Origin of the sequence: Dactylosporangium aurantiacum (assembly GCF_000716715.1) — a bacterium.
Taxonomy (GTDB): Bacteria; Actinomycetota; Actinomycetes; order Mycobacteriales; family Micromonosporaceae; genus Dactylosporangium; species Dactylosporangium aurantiacum.
Map to the genome: position 1 here is coordinate 67108 of NZ_JNYJ01000061.1, position 14075 is coordinate 81182.

Sequence of the window (14075 nt, forward strand, 5' to 3'; positions counted from 1 at the left end):
TGGTGTGGCTGCACACATCTGACCTGGAGGCGCACATGTCCCGCTTGCTCGGCCGGCTCGGAGAAGCGGCCGCCGCCCACCCCTGGCGCACGATCTGCGCCTGGCTGATCGTGCTGGTCGCGTTCACCGTGTCGTCGTCCGCGTTCGGCGGTACGCCGCACGACGACTACAACGTCCCCGGCACCGAGTCGCAGGCGGGCACCGAGTTCCTGCGGGCGCGCCTGCCGCAGCTGTCCGGCGCCGACGCGCGGGTCGTGGTGCACGGCAAAGGACCGGTCGACCCGGCGACGCTGGAAGGGCTGCGGGGGCGGCTCGCCGCGATGCCGGGCGCCGGTGACGTGTCGCCGCCGCGCATGTCGGCCGACGGGGACACGGCGCTGGTCGCGGTGCGGTACACGATCCCGGTCACCGACTTCCGGGGCACCGAGGGCATGGACGCGCTGCGGGGCGCGGCCGAGCCGCTGGTCCGCGAGGGGCTGCAGGTCGAGTTCGGCGGCCAGGTCGCCGAGAACATCTCCGCGCCGTCGGGCACCGCCGAGGCCGTCGGCATCGTCGTGGCGCTGCTGATCCTGGTGCTGGCGCTCGGGTCGGTCGTCGCCGCCGGGCTGCCGCTCATCGTGGCGATCGCCGGGCTCGGCGTCGCGACCGCCGTCATCGCGCTGCTGGAGAAGGTCACCGACATCAGCGGCACCGCGCCGACGATCGCGACCATGGTCGGGCTCGGCGTCGGCATCGACTACGCGCTGCTGCTCGTCGCCCGGCACGTCGAAGGGCTCCGGGCGGGTCTCACCCCGCGCGAGGCGGCGGCCGCGGCGAACGCGACCGCGGGGTCGTCGGTGATCGTGGCCGGGCTGACGGTGCTCGTGTCGCTGTTCGGCCTCAAGCTGTCGACGCTGCCGGTGTACTCGTCGTTCGGGTACGCGACGTTCGCCGCGGTCGGCGCGGTGATGGTCGCCTCGGTCACGCTGGTGCCGGCCTTGTGCGGTCTCGCCGGGCGCCGCGTCCTGCCGCGGAAGGCCCGCAGGGCCGCCGCCGGCACCACCACCGGTGCCGCACCCGCCGCCGGCGCCGAGGGCGCGCCGGCGGGGTGGACGGCGCGGTGGGCGACGGTCGTCGGGCGGCGGCCGGTGGTGGCGGCCCTGGGCTCGCTGCTGGTCCTCGCCGCGCTGTCGGCGCCGGTCCTCGGCATGCGCACGTGGCCGCAGGACGCCGGCAGCCAACCGACGTCGAACACCACGCGGCTCGCGTACGACCTCACGTCCACCGAGTTCGGGCCCGGCGCGAACGGGCCGCTCGTCATCGCCGTCGACACCGCCAAGGTGCCCGACGTCGACGGGCTCGTCGCCGCGTTGCGGGCGCAGCCCGGGGTCGCGCTGGTGGCGCCGGCCGCGCGTACCGCCGACGCCGCCGTCATCATCGTCGAGCCGGCGACCGGCCCGCAGGACGAGCGGACCACCGCCCTGCTGGACCACCTGCGCGCCGACGTGCTGCCCGACGGCGCGCTCGTCACCGGGCTCGTCGCCGTCTTCGCCGACATCTCCGACCGGCTCGCCGACCGGCTGTGGGTCGTCGTCGCGTTCGTCGTCGCGCTGTCGCTGCTGCTGCTGACCGTGCTGTTCCGGGCGCCCGTCGTGGCGGTCAAGGCGGCCGTGATGAACCTGCTGTCGGTGGCCGCCGCGTACGGCGTGATGACCGCCGTCTTCCAGACCGACGCCGGCGCGCGGGCGGTCGGCCTGCCGCACGCGGTGCCGGTGTCCAGCTGGGTGCCGATCCTGCTGTTCACGGTGCTGTTCGGGCTGTCGATGGACTACGAGGTGTTCCTGCTGTCCCGGGTCCGCGAGGACTGGCTGGCCACCGGCGACGCGCAGGGCAGCGTGGTGCGGGGCCTGTCCGCGACCGGCCGGGTCATCAGCGGCGCGGCGGCCATCATGGTGGCGGTGTTCGTCGGCTTCGCCCTCGACCCGGACGTGACGGTCAAGATGACCGGCGTGGGCATGGCCGCGGCCGTCCTCATCGACGCGACCCTGGTCCGGCTGGTCCTCGTCCCGGCGACGATGTCGCTGCTCGGCCGGGCCAACTGGTGGCTGCCGGGCTGGCTCGACCGGCTCCTGCCGCACGTCAAGGTCGAGGCCGAGCCGGAGCGGAAGCTCGAACCCGTCGGCTGACGCGCGTCCCGGGCCACCCTCAGCGCAGGCCGAGGGTGGCCAGGACGCGGCCGACGGTCTGCCCGACCGGCCGCAGCACCGCGTCGCGGATCCAGCGGCCGGTCGGCGTGACGACCGCCTGCCAGGTCCACCGCAGCGGAGCGACGACGAGGTACCGCCACAGCAGCACCACCGAGTGGTTCCACGCCCAGGCGACCGCCCGGCCGACCGGCACCAGGACGTGCCGCCAGATCCAGGCCAGCAGCAGCCCGGCCGGCCGGATGCCGTAGTAGCCGATGACGCCGACGACGAAGGCGACCGCGATGCCGACCGGCCGCAGCACGTAGCGCCAGACGGCGACGGCGAGCCACGCGACGGCCAGGCCGAGCGGGCGGACGCCGTAGCGGTAGCCGGTCCTGACCAGCCACGCGACGGCGATGCCGATGGGGCGCAGCAGGTAGCGGTACAGCGCGACGACCGTCCAGCGGACCGCCTGCACCAGCGCCCACCCGGCGTAGAAGAGGCCCTTGCCGAGGTACACCCAGAACAGCCGGGTGCGTCTGGCCAGCCACACGGTCGCGTCCCACAGCGCCTGCAGCGCGGGCGCGACCACGTGCTCGACGAGCCACGCGAGGGGCGCCGCGACCAGGTTGCGCAGCACCCAGACCAGCGGCAGCCAGATCAGGTGACGCCACAGCCAGGCGAGCGGGCGCAGCAGGACGTAGTCGATCGCGACGCCGATCGGGCGCAGGACGTACCGGTGGAGCAGCCGCGGGATCGGCTCCAGGACGTACCGGCGGATCGCGACCAGCAGCTCCCACAGCAGCTTGAACGGCACGACCACGACGACCGCGACGACCCGGACCGGCCACGCCAGCCAGTCCGGCAGCGGCTCCGGCTCCTGCCCGTGCCGCTGCCGTGGCCGCTGCTCCGGCGGCTGCTTCCTGAGCGACTGCTGCTTCGGCGACGTCATGACCCGGCCAGGTTCGCCCGGGCCCGCATGAGCGCGAAACCGAGCAGGTTCAGGCCGCGCCACAGGGCCGGCTCGTCGGCGGAGGCGTCCTGGGCGCTCAGCCCGATGCCCCAGATGCGGTCGAGCGGGCTCGCCTCGACCAGGATCCGGTCGCCGGTGCCGACGAGGAAGTCGCGCAGGTCGTCACGCTGGCCGAACTTCGCCTCGCTGCCGGCCACGACGATGCCGAACCGCTCCCGCTTCCACACGGTCTCGTCGAAGCCGCGCACCTGCCGGCCCAGCTGCTTCACGTCGCCGGGGTGCCGGGCCCGCAGGATCCGGGCGGCGGTCGCCGTGTCGCCGAACAGCATCGCCTTGGACCACATCATCCAGTGCTCGGCCGTGTCGTACCGCACGCCGTCGACGGTGAACCCGATCGGCGCCCACTGGCTCAGGCTGCCCCGCCCGGGCGGCGCGGCGGGATCGGTGTCGTGCTTCCAGAAGTGCAGGAAGCGGACCCTGGCGCCGGTGGCCATCAGGGCGATGAGCTCGGCGGTGTCGGCGGGGGGATCGGACGGTACTGGCATGATCCGAGTCTGCCGGACCGCGGCAAGTCGTTATGTCGGGAACCCGGCGCCGTCCGGCGGCGCCGTGGGCAGGATCACCGTGACGACCAGGCCACCTCCGTCGCGGGGCTCCGCGTGCACGCTCCCGCCGTGGGCGCGGGCGACGGCCCGCACGATCGACAGGCCGAGCCCCGCGCCCGGCACCCCGGCGCTGACCCGTTCGGGCCCGAACCGCCGGAACGGCTCGAAGAGCCGGGGCACCTCGTACCGCGGCACGACCGGCCCGGTGTTGCTGACGGTGACCGCGACGGTGCCGTCGGGGCGGGTGCCGGAGGTGACGTGGACCCAGCCGCCGTCGGGCAGGTTGTGCCGGACCCCGTTCTCGACCAGGTTGTGCACGAGCCGCTCCAGCAGCACCGCGTTGCCGGTCGTCGGCGCCTCCTGCGGCGAGCAGTCCACGGTCGCCTTCCCCGGCGGCAGCTGCGCGGTGACGTGCTCGACGATGTCGGCGAGGTCCACGAACGACCGGTCCGTCACCGCCCGCTCCGAGCGGGCCAGCAGCAGCAGCCCGTCGATGAGCTGCTCGTGGCGGGCATTGACGGCGAGCAGGGTCCGGCCCAGCTGGCGCAGCTCCGGCGAGGCGTTGTCGGGGTCGATCGCGACCTCGAGCAGGGTCCGGTTGAGCGTCAGCGGGGTGCGCAGCTCGTGGGAGGCGTTGGCGATGAACCGGCGCTGCCCGTCGAACGCCTGGTCGAGCCGGGCCAGCATGACGTCGAACGTGTCGGCGAGCTGCTTCACCTCGTCCTGCGGGCCCTGCAGGGCGATCCGCTCGTGCAGCCCGCGGTCGGGGGCGTCGGCGATGCGCCGGGCGGTCGCGGTGACCTGGTGCAGCGGCTGGAGCAGCCGCCCGGCGATCAGCCAGCCGAACGCGGTCGCGGCGAGCGCGATGACGCCCAGCGCGATCCCGCCCTGGGTGAGCAGGACCCGCCCGGTCTCGTTGGTCACGTTGTCCTTGATCTGCTTCACGTACATCGCGCCGTCCGGCGGCGGCACCTCCAGGCCCGGGGGCAGGTCGGCGGAGATGCCGGCGACGAGCGTGTGGGTGCTGAGCCGCTGGTACACCAGGGCGTAGGTGACGGCGAGCAGCACCAGCCCGGCGAGCAGGAACAGCCCGCCGTGGACGAGGGTGAGGCGGGCCCGGATGGTCAGCCGGTTCATCACGACACCCGGTACCCGACGCCGGGCTCGGTCAGCACGACCTGCGGGTCGCCGAGCTTGCGCCGCAGCTTCAGGATCGTCATGCGCACCGTGTGGGTGAACGGGTCGGCGTGCTCGTCCCAGGCCTTCTCCAGCAGCTGCTCGGCGGAGACCGCGGCGCCGTCGGCGAGCAGCAGCTCGGTGAGGACCGCGAACTCCTTGCGGGACAGCGGCACGTACCTGCCGTCGCGGTACACCTCGCGGCGGTGCGGGTCGAGCCGGATCCCGGCGCGCTCCAGGACCGGCGGCGCCGCCGCCCGGGCCCGCCGGCCGAGCGCCGCGACGCGCGCCGACAGCTCCCGGAACGCGAACGGCTTCGGCAGGTAGTCGTCGGCGCCGAGGGCGAGGCCCGCGACCCGGTCGTCGATGTCGGCGGCGGCGGTCAGCATCAGCACCCGCGCCGTCGACTCGCGGACCGCCAGGGACCGGCACACGTCGTCGCCGTGCACGACCGGCAGGTCGCGGTCCAGCACGACCACGTCATAGTCGTTGACGTCGAGGCGCTCCAGGGCGGCGCCGCCGTCGTGGACGACGTCGACCGCGTGCGCGTCGCGGCGCAGGCCCTGCGCCACCGTCTCGGCGAGCAGCGGCTCGTCCTCGACCACCAGTATCCGCATACCCCCATGGTGACGCGTGGTGATGTCACCGCGGCGTCAACGTTTCCGGTTACGGCCGGGTGACGCGGCGCGGGCTTGACTGCGGCGCAGTGGCCGGCGAGTGCCCGGCCCGCCAGGAGGAACACACCATGATGCGCGTCAGGACAGCCTTCGTGCTCGGCCTGCTGCTCGTCCTCGGTGCCGCCGCCACCGGGTGCGCCCGGTCCGGCGGCGGTGACGGGGTGGCCAGCGCCGGCGGCACGCCGACCGCGAGCGCGAGCGCCGCCACCGGGGGCGGCCGCCCGGACCCGGTCAAGGACCAGGAGAACTTCCTGAAGTACGCCGCGTGCATGCGGGAGCACGGCATCGACATGCCGGACCCGCAGTTCGACGGCGGCGGGATCGCCATGACGCTGCCGGAGGGCGCCGACAAGGCCAAGGTCGACGCGGCCAACGAGCAGTGCAAGCAGTTCCTGCCCAACGGCGGCCAGCCGTTGAAGGCCGACCCGGAGATGCAGGAGCGGATGCGCAAGTTCTCGCAGTGCATGCGGGAGAACGGCGTGCCGGACTTCCCCGACCCGGGCGAGGACGGCGGCATCCGCATCGACGGCAGCAAGGGCGGCGGCCTCGACCCGCGCAGCGAGGCGTTCAAGAAGGCCGAGGCGGCCTGCAAGGACTTCCAGCCGAAGCGGCCCGGCTCCGACGACGAGGGCCCCGCGACGAACCAGAAGACCGAGACCGGCGGTGGCGCATGAGCGGCCCGCAGCGCAGCGGAGGGCTGCGAATCGGCAGCTCAGGGTGGAGCTCAGGCCGGCGCCGGAGCGCAGCGGAGGTGACGGCATGAGCGCGAGTCGGCGGAGACGGGGAAGGGCCGGGCGGGTGGCGGTGACGGTGGCGGTGGTCGCGGCCGTCGGGGCCGCCGCCGCGGCCGGGCTCGGGCTGCCCGACCGGGGCAGCGACGCGAGCACCGGGTCGGCGGCCACACCGCCGAAGACCACGAAGGTGACCCGGCAGACCCTGGTCGACACGCAGACGGAGGACGGCAAGCTCGGCCACGGCGACTCCGTCACCGTGTCGGGGCGCGTGCCGGGCACGGTCACCGAGCTGCCCGCGGTGGGCGCGACCGTCCAGCGTGGACAGGCGCTGTACCGCGTCGACAACACGCCGGTCGTCCTGCTGTACGGCGGCCTGCCCGCGTACCGCAACCTCGCGCCGGGCACCGAGGGCGACGACGTGCGGCAGCTGGAGGAGAACCTCGCCGCGCTCGGGTACAAGGGGTTCACCGTCGACGACGAGTACACCGCGTCCACGGCGACCGCGGTCAAGGCGTGGCAGGGCAAGCTCGGCCTCACGAAGACGGGGGTCGTCGAGCTCGGCCGGGTCGTGTACGCGGCCGGCCCGGTCCGGGTCGACGAGCACAAGGCGGCGGTCGGCGACCCGGCGAACGGGGCGCTGCTCACCTGCACCGGCACCGGCCCGGTCGTCACGGTCACCCTCGAGGTCGCCGACCAGCGCCTCGCCGTCGTCGGCGCCGCGGTGACCGTCAAGCTGCCCACCGGCAAGAGCGTGCCCGGCAAGATCGTCAAGGTGGAGACGGTCATCACCCCGGCGCAGGGCAACGAGCCGGCCGGGACGGACCTGGAGGTGACCGTCACCCCCGACGACGGTGCCGCGTTCGCGGGGCTCGACCAGATGACGGTCGAGGTCGGGTTCACCGCCGGGCGCAAGGAGCAGGTGCTCACCGTGCCGGTGTCGGCGCTGCTCGCGCTGGCCGAGGGCGGGTACGGGCTGCAGATCGTCGACGGCGGCACCAGCCGGATCGTCGCCGTCGAGCTCGGCATGTTCGCCGCCGGCCGGGTCGAGGTCAGCGGCGGCGGCATCACCGAGGGCGCGCTGGTCGGGGTGCCGTCATGACAGCGGTGCAGGCGGCCGTCATCGAGCCGGCGGACGGGCCGGCGGCGCGGGTGGTCGCGCTCGAAGGGGTCAGCAAGTCGTACCCGGGCGGGGTCACCGCGGTCCGGGACGTGTCGCTCACGATCGACTCGGGGGAGATGGTCGCGATCGTCGGGCCGTCCGGCTCCGGCAAGTCGACCATGCTGCATCTGATCGGCACGCTCGACCGGCCGTCGGCGGGCACCGTGCGCATCGACGGGCACGACGTCGCCGCGCTCACCGACCGGCAGCTGTCGGCGTTGCGGGCGCGCCGGATCGGGTTCGTCTTCCAGCAGTTCCACCTCGCGCCGGGGCAGAGCGCCCTGGACAACGTGGCCGACGGCCTGCTCTACGCGGGGCCGTCGCGGGCGCAGCGCCGCGCCCGGGCGGAGGCGGCCCTGGTCCGCGTGGGGCTCGCCGACCGGCTGGACCACCTGCCGCACGAGCTGTCCGGCGGGGAGCGGCAGCGGGTCGCGATCGCCCGCGCGGTCGTCGGCGAGCCGGCGCTGCTGCTGGCCGACGAGCCGACCGGCAACCTCGACTCGGTGTCGGGCGCCGGCGTGGTCGAGCTGCTGCGCGAGCTGCACGCGGCCGGCACCACGATCCTGGTCATCACCCACGACCAGGCGATCGCGGCGGCCCTGCCCCGCCAGGTCGTCATGCGCGACGGCGAGGTCGTGGCATGACGGCGCCGCTGCAGCCGGTGCGGCTGTACCTCAGTGACGTGCTGCGGGTCGGCAGCGCCGGTCTGCGGACCCGGCCGATGCGGGTGTTCCTGTCCGCGCTCGGCATCGCGATCGGCATCGCCGCGATGACCGCGGTCGTCGGCATCTCCTCCTCCAGCCGGGCGGAGCTGGACCGGCAGCTCGCCGCGCTCGGCACGAACCTGCTGACGGTCGCCCCCGGCAGCGACCTGTTCGGCGGCGACGCGACCCTGCCCGACGAGTCGGTGTCGATGATCTCGCGGATCGGCCCGGTGACCGAGGTCGCCGCGACCGGCAAGGTGTCCGGCGCGCACGTGTACCGCAGCGACCACATCCCGGTGGCGCAGACCGGGGCGATCAGCGTGCAGGCCGCGCACCTGGACCTGCCGCGGACCGTGGGCGCGTCGCTCGCCGACGGCATCTGGCTCAACGACGCGACGGCCCGCTACCCGGCGGTGGTGCTGGGCGCGGCGGCCGCCCGGCGGCTCGGCATCGACACCGCCGGTGAGGGCATCCAGGTGTACCTGGACCGCCGGTGGTTCACGGTCGTGGGCGTGCTGCGGCCGGTGCCGCTGGCGCCGGAGCTCGACGCGACCGCGCTCGTCGGCTGGGCGGCGGCGCAGACGTACCTCGGCTTCGACGGGCACCCGACGACCGTGTACACCAGGTCCCGCGACGAGCAGGTCGAGGCGGTCCGGTCGGTCCTGGCCGCGACCGCGAACCCGCAGAACCCGAACGAGGTCAAGGTGTCCCGGCCGTCCGACGCGCTCGCCGCCCGGCAGGCCACCGACCGGACCTTCACCGGGCTGCTGCTCGGCCTCGGCGCCGTCGCGCTGCTCGTCGGCGGGGTCGGGGTGGCCAACACGATGGTCATCTCGGTCCTGGAGCGGCGCGCCGAGATCGGCCTGCGGCGGGCGCTCGGCGCCACCCGCGGGCAGGTCCTGCTGCAGTTCCTCGCCGAGTCGCTGCTGCTGTCGGCGCTCGGCGGGGTCGGCGGGGTGTTCCTCGGGGTCCTGGTGACGTCGCTGTACTCGCTGACCCGCGACTGGCCGGCGATCGTGCCGCCCTGGGCGACCGCGGGCGGGGTCGTCGCGACCCTCGTGATCGGCGCGGTCGCGGGGCTCTACCCGGCGGTGCGGGCGGCGAGGCTCGCCCCGACGGAGGCGCTCGCCACACCCTGAGCCGGGTGAGCTTGCTGGGCGGCCTGGGCTGCCCGGTACGCCCGCAGCAGGTGGTCGAGGTGCCGCCCGGTCGAGTACGCCTCGGCGGCGGCCCGGCCGGCCTCGGCCACCCTGCGGTGCAGCGACGGGTCCGTCAGGACGCGGGTGATCGCGGCGCCGAACGTGTCGGCGTCGGGTGCGGCGCTCAGCCGGTGCGGGCCGGCGAGCGCCGCGTCGGCGAGCACCACGGGCAGGCCCTGCGCCTCCGCCTCGGCCAGCACCAGGCCCTGCGTGTCGGTCGTCGACGCGAACGCGAGCACGTCGGCCATCCGGTAGTAGCCGGCCATGATCGCGTGCGGCACCGGCCGGACCAGCCGCAGCGCGTGCGCGACCCCGGCCCGCCGGGCCAGCCGCAGGACCGCCTGCCGCTGCTGCAGCACCCCGAGCATCACCAGCCGCGCGTCCGGCAGCCGGCGCAGTACCCGCGCGAACGCGTCGAGCAGCAGCGCCGGGTCCTTCTCCTTCGTGGCCCGCCCGACGGCGAGGACGACCGGCGCGCCGGACGGCAGCCGCAGCGAGCGGCGCAGCTCGTCGCGGCCCAGCGGGCTGTCCGGCAGCGTCACCGGCGTCGGCACCGTCCACACGGGAGGGACCCGGGCGAACTCGGCGAAGCTCGCCGCGGTCTTCTCCGAGGGTGCGATGAGGATCGCGGTGCGGTCCAGGAACTCCTGGCCGAGGCGCACCAGCTGGGCCCGCCGCTCGGTGCCGGGGCGGGCCAGCCGCAGGTAGTCGCGGACGGTCCAGCCGAGCGCCAGGCGCCGCGCGGCGTGGGCGGCGCCGAACTGGATCTCCATGAAGTGCGCCGAGTACGCGAGCAGGTCCGTGTGCCAGGTCATGACGACCGGGATGTCGTGGGCGCGCGCGTACCGCAGCCCGCCGATGCCGACCGGTCCCGGCGTGTGGATGTGCACGACCTCCGGCACCCGCCGCATGCCGGGGAACCGGGGCAGCCCGATCCGCACGTTGCGCAGCGGCACCGGGACCGACCGCACGCCGCAGGGTTCGCCGCTGCCGCGCAGCAGCGGCCCGGGCTGGTAGAGCTGCACGTCGTGGCCGGCGCCGCGCAGCAGGTGCACGGTCGCCGCGACCGAGATCGCGACGCCGTCGGAGCGTCCGGCGTGGCTGTCGCAGAAGTGCGCAACTCTCACGCCGCACATGGTGCGGCACGCCCGGCGGGTTCGGGGATGGCCCGCGCGAGGTGTACGCCATCTGGAAAGCCGATGTTCACTGATCCAGCCGCACCGCCAGGGCCGCGTCGCGCACGTCCGGGTCCGGGTGCCGGCGCAGGGCGGCCACGACGTTCCGCCAGGGTGCCGGCCAGCCGAGCCGCCCGCCCGTCGTCGTGTACGCGAGCGCGAACATCCCGTCGGCGTGGCCCGGCCCGGCGGCGAGCGCGACGGCGATCGGCCGGGTCCGCTCCGGCTCGACGTCGCCGTCCAGGCGCCGCCCGAGCCGCTCGGCGAGCCGGGCCGCGAGCACCGGCCGGTCGGCGACCAGGGCCCGCACCTCGTCCAGGCCGCCGGGGTCGGTGAGGTCGGCCGCCTCCAGCAGCAGGGTCGCCGCGGCCGGCGCGAACCCGTCCACGGTGGACAGCGCCCGGCCGGCGGCGCCGAGCGCCCGGCGGCCGGGCGCGCCGGGGGAGACGCGCGCCGCCCACGCGGTGAGCCCGTCGACGAGGGCCTCCAGCCGCCGCCGCGCGGCCCGGTCCACCGCGGCACCCCGACCGGCCGTGTCGAGGTCCGTGTCGAGGTCCGTGTCGAGGCCCTTGTCCAGGTCCGCTGTGCCCAGGTCCGCTGTGCCCAGGTCCGCTGTGCCCAGGTCCGCTGTGCCCAGGTCCGCTGTGCCCAGGTCCGCTGTGCCCAGGAGGTCCGCCGCGTCGAGGACCGTGGTGTCCAGGCCCGCCGTGTCCAGGTCGGCCGTGTCCAGGTCGGCCAGGGTGCGGACGGCCGCGACGAGGGCCGCCTCGCCGGCGTCGGCGGCGACCAGGCCGACCAGGGCCCGCACCACCGACGGCCAGACGGCCCGGTCGCCGAGGTCGGCCAGCCGCGCCGTCACCGCGCCGGACACGTCCGCCAGCCACGGGGCCCAGCGCGGCAGCGCCGCCCACGCCCGCTGCGCCACCCGCCGGTCCGCGGCGCCGATCGCGGCGGCGACGAGCGCGGCGTAGTCGGCGCGCAGGGTCGCCGGCACGGGCCACGGGCCGGCGGACAGCAGGGCCAGGACCGCGTCGCGGTCGCCGGACGCGCCGGCCGCCCGCAGGATCCGCCACATGCCGGGCTCGCCGGCGCGCTGCCGGGCCGCGGCGACGATCGCGACCCGCACGTCGCGGTGCGCCCGCGGGTCCTGCCACGCCCGCCACAGCGCGTCGGCGGCGCCGGGCACCGAGCGGGCGACGAGCAGCCGGACCGCCGCCTTGCGGGCGGTCACCTTGCCCTGCCCCGGGTCCAGCGCGGCCAGCAGCGCCGCCGGCGGCAGGAAGCGGCTGGCCCGGGCCAGGCCGGCGACGGCGACCCGAGTCCGGTCGTCGCGCAGGTGCGACAGCAGCACCGTCAGCGCGTCGGAAGGGCGGTCGGTCCACGGCAGCGCGGCCAGGGCGGCCTCGGCGAGGACGGCGTCGCCGCCGCCGTAGCACTGCAGCACCAGCCGCCGGCCGCTGTCGGGGACCGGCGCCGCGTCGCGCAGCGCCGCCGCGCGGGCCTGCGGGGTGGCGCCCCGGTCCCGGACGACCTCGGCGAGCCGGTCGACGTACGCCTGCTGGTGGCGGGGGAGCCAGCGGTGCGGGTACCGCGCGCGGGGCGGCACCCAGCGCACCCCGGCGGGCAGGAACCGCCCGGCCGGCGGCGGCCCGGCCAGCGCGGCGCCGAGCAGGTCGTCGCGGTGGGCGCAGACGGCCCGCCACACGACCGGCAGCGCGATCGCCGACGGGTCCTCGCGCAGGACCGCCTCGACCCGTTCGGCGCGGCGGCGGGGGTCGTCGAGCCACCACGCGACGGCGGTGCCGGCGACGTCGGCGACGTTGCCGCGGCGGATGGCGCGCTCCAGCATCGACTGCAGCTCCGGCAGCCGCCGGGCCCGGTTGCCGAGGGCCTCGGTGACCGCGAACAGCGGCTCGTACCGGCCGCGCTCCGCGCCGAGCTGCACCCAGCCGCGGACCGCCTCGAACGCCTGCGCCTCCTGGCCGCGCCGCAGCCGCCGGTCGAGCCGGCCCAGGCGCGGCACCCGGTCGTCGCCGAGCAACCGCTGGAACGTGTGCAGGGCCCAGCGGACCAGCACCGGCGAGTCGAAGCGCTCACGCAGCACCAGCACGGCGAGCTCGGTGAGCCGGCCGAGGGTGGCCGGTGAGCTGTCCCTCGCCCGCACGGCGTCGGTGACGATCTGCTCGAGCGGCTCGACCAGCTCCGGGCGCAGCAGCGCCGGACGCACCCCGCTCAGGCACCGGATCGCGGCGCCGCGCACCGCGTCCTGCTCGTCGCGGACCCGCAGCAGGTGGTGCGTCGCGGCGAGCACGGCCGCCGGGTCGTTGGCGCGCGCCGCGCACCGGATCAGCGCCTGCCACCCGGCGGCCCGGTCGGCGGCGCCGGCCTGGCGGGTCGCGGCCAGCAGCGCCTCCTCGGCCTCGGCCCACGGCAGGTGCGCGGTGTACCAGAGCGTGCGTGCCTCGCTCTGGCGGACCGCCTCCAGGCGCAGCGCCCGGCGCGCCTCCGCGACCCGCGCGCCGGCCGGCAGCACCGCGAGGACCGAGTCGTCCACTGTGGAGCGAGTACGGTCCACATCGGACATCGCGCGGGTGAACAGCTCCTCCCGGTCGCGGGGCGGCACCGCGCGCAGCAGCCGGGCGAGCGCGGCGCCGTCGCCGCGCAGCCGGCGGGCGAGGCCGGTCAGCCCGGCCACCGGCAGCCGGCCCAGCCGGGTCAGCACCGCCGCGGGCAGCGTCGCCGCCCGCAGCCAGCCCGCCCGGGACGGCGCCGTCAGCAGCTCCAGCACGCGCAGCGGGTCGGCGGCGACGAGCACCCCGTACGCGCGCAGCGGCGCCGGGAGCGACCCGGCCGGCGCATACCGCTCCAGCAGGTCCAGCACGTCGTGCGGCAGCGGCCCGGCGGCCTGCAGGACACCGGCGCCGTGCCGCGCCCACCAGGGGTCGAGGGCGGCGACCGGCAGCGCCGCCAGCTCCCGCGCCGCCTGCTCGAGGCAGGCCCGCGGGTGGCGCCGGGTCAGCGCGGCCCGGTCGCCGAGCACGTGGGTCAGCTGCGGCAGCAGCCGGGTGACGGTGGCCTCGCCGCAGGCCGGCAGCAGCGCGGCCGCCTCGGCGTCGCCGAAGCGGGCGCGGACCGGGTCGATGAGCGCCTCGGCGAAGTCGGTGCGTCGGCGGGCCCGGATCCGCCGGTACAGCCGGGCCCTGGTGTCGGCGGGCGCGTCGGCGACGAGCCGCGTCACCGGCTCCGGGGCGGTGCCCGCCGCGGCCACCCAGGCGAGCCTCGCCCGCAGCGCGACCGGCGGGTCGGCCGCGTTGCACGCGGCGAGGATCCCGGCCTCGTCCCGCCCGACGACCGCCATGAACAGCGCCACCTCGCGGTCGTGGCGGTCGCCCTCGCGGAGCCGGGCGAGCGTCGCCGGCAGGGTGCCGTCCACCGCCCCGGCCTGGGCCCGGGCGGCGTGCAGCCGGCGCCGGGCGCGGTAGGGCAGGTGGTCACCGTCCATGCCCTA

11 protein-coding genes are annotated in these 14075 nt (G+C 76.2%); 5 read left to right on the forward strand and 6 right to left on the reverse strand.

The window, feature by feature from the left end:
- The first annotated feature begins 35 nt into the window (after positions 1-35).
- On the forward strand, positions 36-2165 hold the full coding sequence (locus OP18_RS44700; RefSeq protein ID WP_052388297.1) for an MMPL family transporter: 2130 nt from the start codon (positions 36-38) through the stop codon (positions 2163-2165).
- A gap of 19 nt (positions 2166-2184) precedes the next feature.
- On the opposite strand, the gene OP18_RS44705 is transcribed toward OP18_RS44700, so the two are convergent.
- The 4 genes from OP18_RS44705 to OP18_RS44720 are packed head-to-tail and all read right to left on the reverse strand — an operon-like array spanning position 2185 to position 5536.
- Complete coding sequence (locus OP18_RS44705; RefSeq protein WP_033365511.1) at positions 2185-3117, reverse strand: hypothetical protein; 933 nt, start codon at positions 3115-3117, stop codon at positions 2185-2187.
- Positions 3114-3683, reverse strand: a complete 570-nt coding sequence (locus OP18_RS44710; RefSeq protein ID WP_033365514.1) for a riboflavin biosynthesis intermediates N-glycosidase — start codon at positions 3681-3683, stop codon at positions 3114-3116. The genes OP18_RS44705 and OP18_RS44710 overlap by 4 nt, the downstream gene beginning before the upstream one ends.
- A gap of 30 nt (positions 3684-3713) precedes the next feature.
- The gene (locus OP18_RS44715) at positions 3714-4880 is read right to left on the reverse strand and encodes a sensor histidine kinase (RefSeq protein WP_033365517.1); all 1167 of its coding nucleotides are present in this window, start codon (positions 4878-4880) and stop codon (positions 3714-3716) included.
- Positions 4880-5536, reverse strand: a complete 657-nt coding sequence (locus tag OP18_RS44720; RefSeq protein ID WP_033365520.1) for a response regulator transcription factor — start codon at positions 5534-5536, stop codon at positions 4880-4882. The genes OP18_RS44715 and OP18_RS44720 overlap by 1 nt, the downstream gene beginning before the upstream one ends.
- Before the next feature lie 128 nt (positions 5537-5664).
- Here OP18_RS44720 and OP18_RS44725 point away from each other — a divergent pair, with 128 nt between their 5' ends.
- The 4 genes from OP18_RS44725 (at position 5665) to OP18_RS44740 (ending at position 9332) form a co-directional block, all read left to right on the forward strand.
- Positions 5665-6270 (forward strand): hypothetical protein, encoded by a 606-nt coding sequence (locus OP18_RS44725; protein ID WP_156090225.1) that lies wholly within the window; start codon positions 5665-5667, stop codon positions 6268-6270.
- A gap of 124 nt (positions 6271-6394) precedes the next feature.
- Entirely contained in the window at positions 6395-7429 is a 1035-nt protein-coding gene (locus OP18_RS44730) for an efflux RND transporter periplasmic adaptor subunit (RefSeq protein ID WP_245635752.1), read from the forward strand.
- Positions 7426-8133: an ABC transporter ATP-binding protein gene (locus tag OP18_RS44735; protein WP_052388281.1), complete on the forward strand. Its 708-nt coding sequence runs from the start codon at positions 7426-7428 to the stop codon at positions 8131-8133. The genes OP18_RS44730 and OP18_RS44735 overlap by 4 nt, the downstream gene beginning before the upstream one ends.
- Positions 8130-9332 (forward strand): ABC transporter permease, encoded by a 1203-nt coding sequence (locus tag OP18_RS44740; RefSeq protein WP_033365522.1) that lies wholly within the window; start codon positions 8130-8132, stop codon positions 9330-9332. The genes OP18_RS44735 and OP18_RS44740 overlap by 4 nt, the downstream gene beginning before the upstream one ends.
- On the opposite strand, the gene OP18_RS44745 is transcribed toward OP18_RS44740, so the two are convergent.
- Positions 9275-10519 carry a glycosyltransferase gene (locus OP18_RS44745; RefSeq protein ID WP_033365525.1) on the reverse strand — a complete coding sequence of 415 codons (1245 nt, stop codon included), beginning with the start codon at positions 10517-10519 and terminating at the stop codon, positions 9275-9277. The genes OP18_RS44740 and OP18_RS44745 overlap by 58 nt on opposite strands.
- A 76-nt stretch (positions 10520-10595) precedes the next feature.
- On the reverse strand, positions 10596-14069 hold the full coding sequence (locus OP18_RS44750; RefSeq protein WP_052388282.1) for a pentapeptide repeat-containing protein: 3474 nt from the start codon (positions 14067-14069) through the stop codon (positions 10596-10598).
- Between the last annotated feature and the right edge of the window lie 6 nt (positions 14070-14075).

Excerpts from the sequence above, each read along its gene's own strand:
- OP18_RS44700 (WP_052388297.1), top strand. The coding sequence starts at position 36 with ATGTCCCGCTTGCTCGGCCGGCTCGGAGAAGCGGCCGCCGCCCACCCC.
- OP18_RS44705 (WP_033365511.1), bottom strand. The coding sequence starts at position 3,117 with ATGACGTCGCCGAAGCAGCAGTCGCTCAGGAAGCAGCCGCCGGAGCAG.
- OP18_RS44710 (WP_033365514.1), bottom strand. The coding sequence starts at position 3,683 with ATGCCAGTACCGTCCGATCCCCCCGCCGACACCGCCGAGCTCATCGCC.
- OP18_RS44715 (WP_033365517.1), bottom strand. The coding sequence starts at position 4,880 with ATGAACCGGCTGACCATCCGGGCCCGCCTCACCCTCGTCCACGGCGGG.
- OP18_RS44720 (WP_033365520.1), bottom strand. The coding sequence starts at position 5,536 with ATGCGGATACTGGTGGTCGAGGACGAGCCGCTGCTCGCCGAGACGGTG.
- OP18_RS44725 (WP_156090225.1), top strand. The coding sequence starts at position 5,665 with ATGATGCGCGTCAGGACAGCCTTCGTGCTCGGCCTGCTGCTCGTCCTC.
- OP18_RS44735 (WP_052388281.1), top strand. The coding sequence starts at position 7,426 with ATGACAGCGGTGCAGGCGGCCGTCATCGAGCCGGCGGACGGGCCGGCG.
- OP18_RS44740 (WP_033365522.1), top strand. The coding sequence starts at position 8,130 with ATGACGGCGCCGCTGCAGCCGGTGCGGCTGTACCTCAGTGACGTGCTG.
- OP18_RS44750 (WP_052388282.1), bottom strand. The coding sequence starts at position 14,069 with ATGGACGGTGACCACCTGCCCTACCGCGCCCGGCGCCGGCTGCACGCC.